At 65.1% G+C, this 12,475-nt stretch carries 10 protein-coding genes; 5 read left to right on the top strand and 5 right to left on the bottom strand.

Translation table 11 applies throughout. The annotated features are described in order from the left end of the window. Positions 1–37: 37 nt before the first annotated feature. Both K4A76_RS13540 and argC read right to left on the bottom strand, forming a co-directional pair. Positions 38–724, bottom strand: coding sequence for a GNAT family N-acetyltransferase (locus K4A76_RS13540; RefSeq protein WP_274410468.1), 687 nt, complete (start codon positions 722–724; stop codon positions 38–40). 81 nt (positions 725–805) lie between these two features. Next, positions 806–1,747, bottom strand: coding sequence for an N-acetyl-gamma-glutamyl-phosphate reductase (gene argC / locus K4A76_RS13535; RefSeq protein ID WP_236186345.1), 942 nt, complete (start codon positions 1,745–1,747; stop codon positions 806–808). A gap of 191 nt (positions 1,748–1,938) precedes the next feature. On the opposite strand from argC, the gene K4A76_RS13530 reads away from it, so the two are divergent. Continuing rightward, positions 1,939–2,820, top strand: a complete 882-nt coding sequence (locus K4A76_RS13530) for a LysR family transcriptional regulator (RefSeq protein WP_274410467.1) — start codon at positions 1,939–1,941, stop codon at positions 2,818–2,820. A 15-nt stretch (positions 2,821–2,835) separates the two neighbouring features. Here K4A76_RS13530 and K4A76_RS13525 read toward each other — a convergent pair whose 3' ends face one another. Together K4A76_RS13525 and K4A76_RS13520 are read right to left on the bottom strand one after the other, a co-directional pair. Then, positions 2,836–3,378: a WYL domain-containing protein gene (locus K4A76_RS13525; RefSeq protein WP_115294237.1), complete on the bottom strand. Its 543-nt coding sequence runs from the start codon at positions 3,376–3,378 to the stop codon at positions 2,836–2,838. A gap of 162 nt (positions 3,379–3,540) precedes the next feature. Beyond that, positions 3,541–4,449: a LysR family transcriptional regulator gene (locus tag K4A76_RS13520; protein WP_054903805.1), complete on the bottom strand. Its 909-nt coding sequence runs from the start codon at positions 4,447–4,449 to the stop codon at positions 3,541–3,543. Between the two features lie 172 nt (positions 4,450–4,621). Here K4A76_RS13520 and K4A76_RS13515 point away from each other — a divergent pair, with 172 nt between their 5' ends. The 3 genes from K4A76_RS13515 to K4A76_RS13505 are packed head-to-tail and all read left to right on the top strand — an operon-like array spanning position 4,622 to position 8,220. Beyond that, entirely contained in the window at positions 4,622–5,926 is a 1,305-nt protein-coding gene (locus K4A76_RS13515; protein WP_274410466.1) for an MFS transporter, read from the top strand. 30 nt (positions 5,927–5,956) lie between these two features. After that, positions 5,957–7,198, top strand: coding sequence for a Zn-dependent hydrolase (locus K4A76_RS13510; RefSeq protein ID WP_274410465.1), 1,242 nt, complete (start codon positions 5,957–5,959; stop codon positions 7,196–7,198). Continuing rightward, a complete protein-coding gene (locus K4A76_RS13505; RefSeq protein WP_047150259.1) occupies positions 7,198–8,220 on the top strand; it encodes a histone deacetylase family protein in 1,023 nt (340 codons plus the stop codon). The genes K4A76_RS13510 and K4A76_RS13505 overlap by 1 nt, the downstream gene beginning before the upstream one ends. Before the next feature lie 1,091 nt (positions 8,221–9,311). On the opposite strand, the gene K4A76_RS13500 is transcribed toward K4A76_RS13505, so the two are convergent. Continuing rightward, positions 9,312–10,736: an aminotransferase-like domain-containing protein gene (locus K4A76_RS13500; RefSeq protein WP_029888035.1), complete on the bottom strand. Its 1,425-nt coding sequence runs from the start codon at positions 10,734–10,736 to the stop codon at positions 9,312–9,314. 325 nt (positions 10,737–11,061) lie between these two features. Here K4A76_RS13500 and K4A76_RS13495 point away from each other — a divergent pair, with 325 nt between their 5' ends. Continuing rightward, positions 11,062–12,474, top strand: coding sequence for an amino acid permease (locus tag K4A76_RS13495; RefSeq protein WP_009685581.1), 1,413 nt, complete (start codon positions 11,062–11,064; stop codon positions 12,472–12,474). The last annotated feature ends 1 nt before the right edge of the window (position 12,475 follow it).

Raw genomic sequence — 12,475 nt, 5'->3', positions numbered from 1 at the left:
AGCGGTGCGGCCCTGAGCGTTGTGCTTGACGGTGCGATCAGTGCACGTGCTGGCGCTGGCGCACACACTCCTGCGCCTGTGCGGTCAGCGCGTCCAGCCGCTCGTCGCGCATCTGCTCCGCTTCGATCATCGCATCCTCGCCTTGCTGGTTGAGCAGGTAGGTATGAATCTGCAGCACCTCGGCGGTCTGGTAGATGGGGGCGATGTCCAGGCGGCCGATCAGTGCCCCGCTGGCCTGGCCGGTGCTGCTCATCAGCACCTGCGGACCATTGGCGGCCACCACCTGCATACCCATGGCTTCGAACCACGGTACCTGGTTGGCGAAGGCGTTCAGCTCGACGCAGGCATGGCGCGCCTGCAGGTCGCCCAACAGCGCCCGGGCGATGCCCTGGCGGCGATGGCTGGCGCGTACGGCCATGAATGCCAGCGCACAGGCCTGCTCATCGTCCTCGGCGGGTAGCGACAAAGCAAAGCCCAACAACTGGTCAGGCGCTTCGGCATCCAGTGCCAGGGTCAGTGCCACGGCCAGGCCGCGGTTACCGTCCAGGGCTTGCAGGTACTGATGCACCTCCATGCCGACGCCGTACTGGTACAGCGGGTACAGCGGGTTGTCTGCACTGATCGCGACACTGCTCAATTCACCGACGTTGTGAATCACCAGCTCGCGGATCTGGTTCTGGAAAGACTCGGGCGGCACGCTGTCAAGGCGGCTCAGGATGAACATCGGGGGGCAGGCTCCGGGGGTTGGACTGTACAGCCCGCACCGGGAGGGCGCGGGCTGTACAGTCTAACCGGTTTTGACCCATCAGCCGCGCGCCTGTAGTGCGCCGAGCATCAAGTCCAGGTTTTGCACCGCCGCACCCGACGCGCCTTTGCCCAGGTTGTCGAAGATGGCGGTGAGCAGTACCTGGCCGTGTTCAGGGTTGGCGTACAGCGCCAGGCGCAGGTCGTTGCTGTCGTTCAGGGCTTCAGGGTCGAGGTTGGCCGCGCCACCTTGTTGGTGCAGAGGCATTACCTGAACATGGCGGGCTCCCTGGTAATGCTGTTCCAGGCAGGCTTGCAGCTGTTCGGCGCTGACCTGTCCGGGCAGCAGGCGCAGTTGCAGCGGGATGCTCAGCACGATGCCCTGGCGGTAGGCGCCGTAGCCAGGCATGAACAGGGGCCGTGCCGAGAGCCCGGCGTGCTGCTGGATCTCGGGCACATGCTTGTGCGCCAGGTCCAGGCCGTACAGTTGCAAGGCCGGGGCTTTGTCGGCAGCGGGCTGTTCATGCCGTTCTACCGCCGCGCGGCCGCCGCCGGAGTAGCCGGAAATGGCGTGGATGTTCAGCGGGTAATCGGCAGGCAGCAGGCCGGCCTTGACCAGCGGGCGCAGCAACGCGATGGCGCCCGTGGGGTAGCAGCCGGGGTTGCTGACGCGCTTGCTTTGGGCAATGCGTTCGGCTTGGTGCGGGTCCAGTTCGGGCAGGCCATACACCCAGCCTGGGCTGGTGCGGTGTGCCGAGCTGGCGTCGATTACCCGCACCTGCGGGTTGTGGATGGCGGCCACCGCTTCGCGCGCGGCGGCATCGGGCAGGCACAGCAGGGCGATGTCGGCGCTGTTGATCGCCTCGCCACGCCGTCGAGGGTCTTTGCGTTCGGCTTCGGGCAGGGTCAGCAGGCGCAAGTCGCTGCGGCCTTGCAGGCGAGCGTGGATCTGCAGGCCGGTGGTGCCTTGGTCGCCGTCGATGAAGACAACAGGGGTATGCATGGTCGGGGTCCGGGTTGGGGAGGGGATGGCCTATGTTCGCGGGTGGCGTTGATAAAGAAAATTTGAATATCATGACCACCGCATTCAGATTTTCTGAACGATGTGCTGGCCTTTTGGCGGTGAACCTGCCCCTGAAAGCTGCCTTGGCACTCAGCCGTCAGTCTTTGTTTTGTGAGGAAGCCGCAGCGACCATGCGCGAAATCAGCCTCGACCGCCTGCGTACGCTGGTGGTCATCAGCGACCTGGGTTCATTTGCCGAGGCGGCTCGCCAGCTCAACCTGGCGCCGCCCACCATCAGCCTGCACGTGGCCGAGCTGGAGGCGCGCGTCGGCGCCCCGTTGCTCAACCGTACCCGCGGCCAGGTACGGCCCACGGCCATCGGTGAAACGCTGCTGGCCCGCGCCCGTCGCTTGCTGGCCGACGCGGACCAGGCGCTGGACGAAGTTCGCCGCCAGGTGCAGGGCCTGAGCGGCCGGGTACGCCTGGGGGCCTCGACCGGGGCCATCGCCCACTTGCTGCCACAGGCGTTGGCCGGCTTGCGGGTGGAGCATCCGGGGATCGATGTGCAAGTGCAGGTGCTCACTTCGCAAGCCTCGCTGGCGCGTTTGCGCGAGGGTACGCTGGATGTCGCGCTGGTGGCGTTGCCGCAGGTGGCGGTCAAGGGGCTGGCCGTAACACCCTGGCGGCGCGACCCGATCCTGGCCTACGTCCCGGCCGACTGGCAGCCCCCGGCCAAGATCGCGCCGGCGTGGCTGGCGCAACGGGCGCTGATCCTGAATGACAGCACTACCCAGCTGTCGCGGGTGACAAACGAGTGGTTTGCGGCGGCGGGGTTGCACCCGGAGCCGCGTATCGAGCTGAACTACAACGATGCCATCAAGAAGCTGGTCGGTGCCGGGTATGGCGCGACGTTGCTGCCGCAAGAGGGGGAGGCCGCCGAGCTTGATCAGCGCATTGCCCACCGGCCGCTGCGGCCCGGGCTGTGGCGGCAGTTGGGTATCGCCTGCCGGGAAGGGCAGGTGGAGCGCGCTACCGCGTTCGTGCTGCAGGCGCTGGAGCGGCTGCGCCAGTAGCGCCCGCCAACGGTTTCAACCACCCGCTTCGTGCAGGGCCAGGCTCTGACGCAATTGCGCCAGCAGGGCCAGGCGCAGCGCCTTGGGGGCCTGCACGCGGATAGCGCCGGCCTGGGACAGCAGCCAGCTCATCAGCGCCCGGTTGTCGTCTACCGTGGCCACCAGCACAGCGCCACCGTCGGCTTGCGCGGTCAGTTGCATGTCGGCCGACAGCGGCGCCTGCTCCAGGCGTCGGGCAAGGGCGTCATCGACCCAGGCGCGCAGTTCCACCTGGGCCGCCGGGCATAGCGCGTCGGGTTGCAACTGGTGCGCTTGCTCCAGGCTCAGGCCCGGTTGCCAGTACCAGCCATAGGGCATGCCCTTGCTGTTGCATTGCAGCGGGAACAGGGCGGCCAGTTCGACCAGGTCGCGCTCTACGGTACGCTTGCTGGTGGTGTGGCCCACGCCGCTCAGGGCACGTTGCAAGTGGGTGGAGCTCACGCCCGGGTGGCGCCCTGGCAGCAGCTTGAGCAATTGCCACTGGCGGGCAATGGTATGGCGGGTAGGGTGGCTGGGCAAAGGGTTCGTCCTTGAAGGCAGGCATCGCGCCGACCTGGGTGATGGCATTTAGCTATGTATCAGCATACCCTTTCCCCTGATCGGATCCAAGTTGCACTACAAGGCGGCCAAGGCCACCGGCGCGTTGCGCGCGCTTAGCAGCGCCGGTGATGGCGCTGCAGGTCAGTCAAGGCGCTGTTGCAGCCCCTCGATGAACACCTGTTCGGCCCGGCTGAAGCGCTGGTCCCGGTTCCACAACAGGTGAATGTCCACATCGGCAATGCCCTCCAGCGGGTGCAGCTTCCACAGCAGCCCAGCTGCAACATCCGGCGCTACCACGTGCTCGGGCAGGCAGCCGATGCCGAACCCGGCAATCACCAGGCGGCGCACTTCCTCAAGGCTGGGTGACGAGGCCACGATGCGCCCGGCAAAGCCCTGCTGGTCGCGGAAAATGGTCAGTGGCGACAACATGCCGCCAATCTGGTCGCTGGTGAAGCTGACGAAGTTCTCCCGCTGCAAGTCGCCCTCTGCCTGGCCGAACAGTGCATGGTGCTTGCCACAGAAGAACGCGTAACGCTGGCGCAGGAACAGCCGTTGCTCCAGCCTGGGCTGGGCGCGCCGGTTCAAGCTCAAGCCTGCGCTGGCAGTTTTCTCTTGCAAGGCTGCGACGATGTCGGAGCTGCGCATCACGTCGATTTCCAGGTCCACCCGTGGGTGTTGGCGATGGAAGTCGGCCAGGAAGTCGTCGAAGCGGTCGCTGACGATGCGGCTGATCATCAGCAAGCGCACCTTGCCCACCAGTTCGTCGGTGGGCTGCGCCAGCAGGCTGCCGATCTGCGACATCTGCCCGTACACCTCGCCGGCCAGCTGGAACAGCTGTTCGCCCATTTCGGTCAGCACGAAACGCGGCCCACGGCGGGCGATGAGTTGGCGGCCAAGCTGTTCTTCCAGGCGCTTCAAGGCCTGGCTGACTGCCGGCTGGGTGAGATGCAGGCGGGCAGCGGCGCGGCTGATGGACAGTTCCTGGCCAATGACGCGGAAGGTACGCAGCAGGTTCCAGTCGAGGCGGTCGTTGAGCAGGCGGTCAGACATGGCAAGGCTCTATGTTAAGCAGGGTTAATAGTTGGAATAATAAATAGAAAATTGACTAATCATAGCCCTGGCCCGATAAATCACAGGCATCGAGGCCCACAAGCCAAGCGCCGCCAGAGCGCGACCGTGAATTCCCGTCACTCCTGCCAGAACAACAAGCAAAGGAGCCCCCATGAAGCCCGTCACTTGCGCCCAGCCACGCCGTGCCGCTGCCGCCGCTTTCATCGGTACCATGATCGAATGGTACGACTTTTACATCTATGCCACCGCCGCGGCCCTGGTGTTCGGTGCCTTGTTCTTCCCCTCCGATGACAGCCTGTTCAGCACCATGGCAGCGTTTGGTACCTTCGCCGTGGGCTTTTTCGCCCGGCCGCTGGGCGGAATCGTCTTCGGCCATGTGGGCGACCGTATCGGCCGCAAGAAATCGCTGGTCATCACCTTGCTGATGATGGGCATCGTCACGGTGTGCATCGGCCTGTTGCCGACCTATGCGCAAATCGGCGCCAGCGCGCCGGTGCTGCTGGTGCTGCTGCGCATCGTCCAGGGCATTGCGGTTGGCGGCGAGTGGGGCGGGGCCGTGCTGATGGCCGGCGAGCATGCCCCCAAGGGGCGGCGCAACTTCTTCGCCTCGTTCGCCCAACTCGGCAGCCCGGCGGGCCTGATTCTGTCACTGGTGGCTTTTGGCGCGGTCACCCGCCTTCCGGAAGAAGACCTGATGAGCTGGGGTTGGCGCGTGCCGTTCCTGGCCAGCGCCTTGCTGCTGTTGGTCGGCCTGGCCATTCGCCTGGGGGTGAACGAGTCGCCCGAGTTCATCGCCAGCCGCGAGCAGGCAGAAACGGCCCGGCGCAAGGAGCAGGCCCCGGTCTTCGAGGTGCTGCGCAGCGCCTGGCGCCCGCTGTTGCTGTGCATCGGCGCCAACACCCTGGGCATTGCCGGGGTCTACTTCACCAATACCTTCATGATCAGCTACACCACCCAGCAGCTGCACCTGGAGCGCTCGCTGATCCTGGAGTGCCTGTTCTTCGTGGCGATCATCCAGTTTTGCGTACAGCCCTTGGCTGCCTGGCTGGCGGAAAAGCTCGGCGCCACTCGCTTCCTGGCCTTGGTGGCCGTGCTGGCCATGGCCTCGCCTTACCCCATGTTCACCCTGGTCAGCTCGGGCCAAGGCCCTTTGATCGTGCTCGGCATCGCCTTGGCCGCTGCCTGCATGGCCTCGTTCTACGCGGTCATCGCAGGCTACGTCAGCGGCATGTTCGACACCCGTGTGCGCTATACCGCCATATCCCTGGCCTACCAGGTGTGTGGCGCCATCGCCGGGGGCCTGACCCCGTTGATCGGCACCTGGCTGGCCCACCATTTCACAGGGCAGTGGTGGCCGATGGCAGTGTTCTACACGCTGATCGCCACCCTTTCGCTGGTCTGCGTGCTTGCCCTGGCGCGCCAGTACGCGCGCAGCCAGCAGCTTGGGCTGGCCTGAGCGAACCGATTCATTCTGGAGTACCTGCACATGTTGAAAAGCAATGGCGAACGCCTGTGGGCGAGCTTGATGGCCATGGCCGAAATCGGCGCCACCGCGCGCGGTGGCAGCTGCCGCCTGGCCCTCAGCGACGAAGACAAGGCTGGCCGTGAGCTGTTCAGCCACTGGTGCCGCGAAGCGGGCCTGACGCTGAGCGTGGATGCCATCGGCAACCTGTTCGCGCGCCGCCCTGGCACCGACCCCGATGCCGCCCCGGTGATGATCGGCAGCCACCTGGATACCCAGCCGGAGGGCGGCCGTTTCGACGGTGTCTACGGCGTGCTGGCGGGGCTGGAGGTGGTGCGCCGCCTCGACGAGTTGGGCATCAGCACCCGCAAGCCGCTGGAGCTCGCGGTGTGGACCAACGAGGAAGGCGCCCGGTTTACCCCGGCGATGTTCGGTTCGGCCGTGTTCACCGGCACCCTGGCGCTGGAGCAAGCCTTGGCCATACGCGATGCGCAAGGCATCAGCGTCGCCGAAGCGTTGCAGCGTACCGGTTACGCTGGCCAGCGGCCGCTGGGCGGGCCGGTGGATGCCTATTTTGAAGCGCATATCGAGCAAGGCCCGATCCTTGAAGATAACGCCAAGGCCATTGGTGTGGTCAGCGGCGGCCAGGCTATTCGTTGGCTGGATGTGACCGTCGAAGGCATGGCCGCGCACGCCGGCACCACGCCGATGCCGTTGCGCAAGGACGCTTTGTACGGTGCGGCGCAGATGATTCAGGCGCTCGAGCGGCTGGCGGCAGACTATGCCCCCGAGGCGCTGACCACTGTCGGCGAGCTGACCATCGCCAAGTCGTCACGCAACACCATCCCCGGGGTGTTGCAATTCACGGTGGACCTGCGCCACCACCGCGATGAAACCATCGAGGCCATGGAACGCGACCTGACCCTGGCGCTGCAGGCCATCGCCCGCCAGCGCGGTTTGCAGGTGCGCATCGGGCGGCACTGGGTCAGCCCGGCCACGCCGTTCGACCTGGACTGTGTGGCCGCTGTTCAGCAAGCGGTGGATGCCCTGGGTTATGCGCAGCAGTCGATCGTCAGTGGCGCTGGGCACGATGCCATCCTGTTGGCCCGCTATTGCCCGACGGCGATGGTGTTCATTCCCTGCATCGGCGGCCTCAGCCACAACGAAGCCGAGGATGTGCTGCCCGACGATGCCCGCCAGGGTGCCGATGTATTGCTCAATGCCGTGCTGGCCCGCGCCGGCCGTGTCGAACCAGGAGAAGCCTGATGCGTTGCTACTTCCACCCTGAACAATTGCTGCATCACCCGCGCAGCTACTACTCGCGTGGCGCCATGCGCACCCCCCAGGAAGTGCCCGAGCGCGCCCAGCGCCTGTTGCAGGCTGCCAAGGACCTTGGCTTCGACATCCGCCAGCCAGAGGATGCTGGCCTGCAGCCGCTGGCGGCGGTGCATGGCGAGGCCTACCTGGCCTTCCTCGAAGAAGCCCATGCGCGCTGGAAGGAAGTGCCCGAGGACTGGGGCGACGAGGTCATGTCCAATATCTTCGTGCGTGAGCCCAACGCCTTGCGTGGCATTCTCGCCCAGGCCGCGCGCTACCTGGCCGATGGCAGCTGCCCGGTAGGCGAGCGTACCTGGCATTCGGCCTACTGGTCCGCGCAGAGCGCGGTAGCTGGCGCCAAGGCCATTGCCGAGGGTGAGCCCGCGGCCTACGCGCTGTGCCGGCCACCGGGGCACCATGCGCGGTTCGATGCGGCGGGTGGCTTCTGTTACATCAACAATGCTGCCGTCGCTGCCCAGGCCTTGCGCGGCCGCTACAGCCGGGTGGCGGTGCTCGACACCGACATGCACCACGGGCAAGGCATCCAGGAAATCTTCTACGACCGGCGCGATGTGCTGTATGTGTCGGTGCACGGCGACCCGACCAACTTCTACCCAGGCGTGGCCGGGTTCGAGGACGAGCGCGGCCGTGGTGAGGGGGAGGGGTACAACCTGAACCTGCCGATGCCCCACGGCGCCAGCGAAGCGGACTTCCTGAGCCGGCTGGACACCGCACTGGCTGCGGTGAAGGATTTTGGTGCGCAAGTGTTGGTGTTGTCGCTGGGCTTCGACATTTACGAGCTGGACCCCCAAAGCAAGGTGGCGGTTACGACCGAGGGCTTTGCCGTGTTGGGTGAGCGTATCCGCGCGTTGCGCTTGCCATGCCTGATCGTGCAGGAGGGCGGGTACCATCTGCAGAGCCTGGAGGCGAATGCTCGGGCGTTTTTTGCTGACAAAGCGGATTGGCGGTAAGTGCTACCAGGCTGTCTGTTTCGCGGGTTTACCGGCGAACAGGGTATACCGGCAAAGCGCTATGTCAGGCAGAACTCGGCCAGCAGGCCCGGCCCTTTCGCGGGTGAACCCGCTCCTACAGCGGGCGGGGTGGCCTGCAGTCCTGCGGGGCCGGGCCGGCATCATCGATTGATGTAGGAGCGGGTTCACCCGCGAATACGGTGGTGCCGGCAATGCACAATACCTGGCAGAAACTGGCCAGCAGGCCCGGCCCTTTCGCGGGTGAACCCGCTCCTACGACGGGCGGGGGTGGCCTGCGGTCCTGCGGGGCCGGGCCGGCATCATTGATCGATGGTCTCGCCCTCGCTTGCGTTGGCTTCTTCGAACGCCACCGTGGCACTGTGATGCCTCGGCGGGGGCGAGTCCATCGATTACAACGGGGGGGGGGCCGGTAGTCCTGCGGGGCCGGGCCGGCATCATCGATTGATGTAGGAGCGGGTTCACCCGCGAATACGGTGGTACCGGCCACGCACAATGCCTGGCAGAAAACGGCCCGCAGGCCCGGCCCTTTCGCGGGTGAACCCGCTCCTACGACGGGGCGAGGGTGGCCTGCAGTCCTGCGGGGCCGGGCCGGCATCATCGATTGATGTAGGAGCGGGTTCACCCGCGAATACGGTGGTGCCGGCAACGCATAATGCCTGGCCGAAAACGGCCCGCAGGCCCGGCCCTTTCGCGGGTGAACCCGCTCCTACGACGGGGCGAGGGTGGCCTGCAGTCCTGCGGGGCCGGGCCGGCATCATCGATCGATGTAGGAGCGGGTTCACCCGCGAATACGGTGGTACCGGCAACGCACAATGCCTGGCCGAAAACGGCCCGCAGGCCCGGCCCTTTCGCGGGTGAACCCGCTCCTACGACGGGGCGGGGGTGGCCTGCGGTCCTGCGGGGCCGGGCCGGCATCATCGATTGATGTAGGAGCGGGTTCACCCGCGAATACGGTGGTACCGGCAACGCACAATGCCTGGCCGAAAACGGCCCGCAGGCCCGGCCCTTTCGCGGGTGAACACGCCCCCACACGTACTGAGCACACCTCAAGTTCACACGACCGGTATCGCTTACAGCCCAGCCCGACGCACATGCTTGACCAACACTTTCTCCAGCAACTCCCACATCGCCGGGTCGGTGCTGAACGCCACGTTGAAGCGCATCCAGCCGGTGGCTTTGGCATCGACCATGAACAACTGCCCAGGCCCGAGCATGATGCCTTTCTCCAGCGCGTCGTCCAGCAATGCCGCGCTGTCCGGGAGCGCCGGATGGCGGGTCCAGATGTACATGCCTTCGTCGGATTCGATGAACAGTTCAAAGCCCAATCGATGCAGATGCCGACCAACTTCCTGATGCGCCTCGGCCAGGCGCTGGCGCAGACGCTTGAGGTGCTTGCGCCAGCGGCCGTCGATGACCGCGGCATAGACCACACGTTCCATCACCTGCGATGTGGTCAGGCCCGAACGCATTTTCAGCTGCAGCAGCTTCTGCATCAGCTCGGGGTTGGCCAGCATGTAACCGACGCGCACATTGGGCGAAATGCTCTTCGAGTAGCTGCCTACGTACACCACCTGCTGCAGGTGGTCGAGGCTGGCCAGGCAGGGCTGCGGCTCGGCGACCATGTCGGCGTACAGGTTGTTCTCGACCAGGCGGAAGCCGTGCTGGCTGGCCAGCTGCAACAGCCGGTGCAGCTGCGGCAGCGGGGTGCGCGAGCAGGTCGGGCTGTGCAAATGCGGCTGGGTGAAGAACGCCGTCGGGCGGTGATGGGCGAGCAACTGCTCCAACTGGTTCAGGTCGTAGCCCGCCGGGGTACGCGGGACGCCGACAAGCGTCGCGCCCTGGGTACGCAAGATGCTCATCAGGTTCGGGTAGCCCGGGTCGTCCACCAGCACCACGTCCCCCGGCCGGACCAGCGTGCGTGCGGCCAGGTCCAGCGCCTGGCTGGCGCCGTGGGTCAGCATCAGCTGCGCCGGGTTGGCCACTATCGACAATTCCTGCTGCAGGTTCTGCGCGGTCAGTGCACGCAGCTCCGGCAGGCCCATGGGGTCGCCGTACCCCGACAGTTCCAGCGGGCTGCCGGCCACCTGGCGCAGGCCACGGCGCAGGCCCTCTTCGTACATCCAGTCGTTGGGCAGCCAGCCACATCCGGGTTTGTAGGGCAACTGACGGATCTCGAAGATCTGTTGCAGGTACCACTCGGAGTTGAACGTTGGTCGACTGGTGTCGGCCTCGGCGTTGTGCTGCTCCAGCAGCTCGGCTGCCGCGCGGTTGACGAAAAACCCTGCATTGCCCCGGCTTACCAGCAAGCCCTGGGCCACCAGGCGATCGTATGCCTCGACCACGGTGAAGGTACTCACCGAGTAGCTCGCGGCAAAGGCGCGAATCGAGGGCACCTTGGCGCCAGGCTTGAGGGTCTGGTTATCGATCAGCTCGCGCAGCGCGTCGATGATCTGGTTCACCAACGGGGTCGAGGAGTCTGGATGTAGTTCGAGCATTCGGGACCTTCAGGGTGCGTATCGCCAGGCAATTGCAGCGTGTACTGCATAGGCGACCTGTACAGTGCAGTGCGAGTTTGATGCCACTGTGCATGGCTCTCTGCGTCGGACATTTTTACATTAGGTGTCAGATATCGCCACCAATAGCATGTTCAGTTCGCGCCAGGCGCCAGCCCTGGGGCGCGTCAGCAGGCCGCCATGGAAGGCCTGCGTGTGTTCGCGCACACCATCCTGCCCGCATTAGCACTGATGTACAGGTGAAACCGCCAGCCATCGGGGTTTCACGGTTTTCCTTGGATAAAAAGAAGCACGGGGTACACAACTGATGGACGCAACATCCACTACCACCACCGCGAAAAGCGGGCACGAGAGCAAGCTCAGTGCCTCGCTGAAGTCGCGCCACCTGACGATGATGTCGATCGCCGGGGTTATTGGCGGCGCCTTGTTCGTCGGTTCCGGCAGCGTGATCCACAGCGCCGGCCCAGCCGCTGTCCTGGCCTATCTGGCAGGCGGCATCCTGGTGGTGCTGATCATGCGCATGCTGGGTGAAATGGCGACTTCCTCGCCTGATACCGGCTCGTTCTCCACTTACGCAGACCGCGCCATCGGCCGCTGGGCCGGCTTCACCATTGGCTGGCTGTACTGGTGGTACTGGGTCATTCTGATGGCCTGGGAAGCTTACGTAGCCGGCAAGATCCTGCATGGGTTCTTCCCGGATGTGAGCGTCAACGTGTTCGTGCTGGCCACGACCCTGTTGCTGATCACCGTCAACTTCTTCAACGTCAAGCACTACGGTGAGTTCGAGTTCTGGTTCGCCCTGATCAAGGTGATCGCGATCGTCTGCTTCCTGATCGTGTGTACCGCTGCGGTAACCAACGTCTGGCAATTCGGTGAAGTGCGCGGCATCAGCCACCTCACCGCCGAAGGGTTCATGCCCAACGGCATTACCACGGTCATTGGCGCCTTGCTGGGGGTGATGTTCGCCTTCCTCGGCGCAGAAATCGTCACCATTGCCGCTTCCGAAGCCAAAGACCCGGCCGCACAGATCGTCAAGGCGACCAACTCGGTGGTGTGGCGGGTGTGCCTGTTCTACGTCGGTTCGATCTTCCTGATCGTCTGCCTGGTACCGTGGAACGACCCGCACCTGGGGGTTTCCGGCTATGGCGCCTACCGCCGTACCCTGGAGCTGCTGGGCGTGCCGTACGCCGAGCTGCTGATGAACTTCGTGGTACTGACCTCGGTCAGCAGTTGCCTGATCTCGGGCCACTACACCGCTTCGCGCATGCTGTTCTCGCTGGCCCAGCGGGGCGATGCACCGTCGTTCTTCAAGATCACCCGCGCCGGCACCGGTGTACCGGTGTACGCGATCATGGGTTCGTGCGCGGTGGCCGTGGTCTGCGCGCTGATCAACTTCAGCGAGACCCTGCGCCCCAAAGACGTGCTGGAAACCCTGATGAACACCACTGGCATGATTGCCCTGCTGGTGTACCTGGTGATCGCTTTCTCGCAGCTGCGCATGCGCCGCAAGCTGATCGCCGAGGGCAAGGAAGTGCGCCTGAAGATGTGGCTGTTCCCTTGGCTGACCTACCTGGTCATCGCCTTCATCGTGGCGGCACTGGTCACCATGGCCTTCATGCCTGACTACCAGATCCTGGTGATCTCCACCGGCGTGGCCGCGGCCATCGTGGTGGCCATGGGTGTGGTGCACCAGATCCGCTCTGGCAGCAAGCAGCACTAAG

Origin of the sequence: Pseudomonas sp. NEEL19 (assembly GCF_028751975.1) — a bacterium.
GTDB classification, from domain to species: domain Bacteria; phylum Pseudomonadota; class Gammaproteobacteria; order Pseudomonadales; family Pseudomonadaceae; genus Aquipseudomonas; species Aquipseudomonas juntendi.
This window is presented reverse-complemented; position numbering and strand designations above follow the sequence as displayed.

What these genes read in the sequence shown, in the direction of transcription:
- K4A76_RS13540 (WP_274410468.1), bottom strand. Translation starts at nt 724, where the DNA reads ATGTTCATCCTGAGCCGCCTTGACAGCGTGCCGCCCGAGTCTTTCCAG.
- argC (WP_236186345.1), bottom strand. Translation starts at nt 1,747, where the DNA reads ATGCATACCCCTGTTGTCTTCATCGACGGCGACCAAGGCACCACCGGC.
- K4A76_RS13530 (WP_274410467.1), top strand. Translation starts at nt 1,939, where the DNA reads ATGCGCGAAATCAGCCTCGACCGCCTGCGTACGCTGGTGGTCATCAGC.
- K4A76_RS13520 (WP_054903805.1), bottom strand. Translation starts at nt 4,449, where the DNA reads ATGTCTGACCGCCTGCTCAACGACCGCCTCGACTGGAACCTGCTGCGT.
- K4A76_RS13515 (WP_274410466.1), top strand. Translation starts at nt 4,622, where the DNA reads ATGAAGCCCGTCACTTGCGCCCAGCCACGCCGTGCCGCTGCCGCCGCT.
- K4A76_RS13510 (WP_274410465.1), top strand. Translation starts at nt 5,957, where the DNA reads ATGTTGAAAAGCAATGGCGAACGCCTGTGGGCGAGCTTGATGGCCATG.
- K4A76_RS13505 (WP_047150259.1), top strand. Translation starts at nt 7,198, where the DNA reads ATGCGTTGCTACTTCCACCCTGAACAATTGCTGCATCACCCGCGCAGC.
- K4A76_RS13500 (WP_029888035.1), bottom strand. Translation starts at nt 10,736, where the DNA reads ATGCTCGAACTACATCCAGACTCCTCGACCCCGTTGGTGAACCAGATC.
- K4A76_RS13495 (WP_009685581.1), top strand. Translation starts at nt 11,062, where the DNA reads ATGGACGCAACATCCACTACCACCACCGCGAAAAGCGGGCACGAGAGC.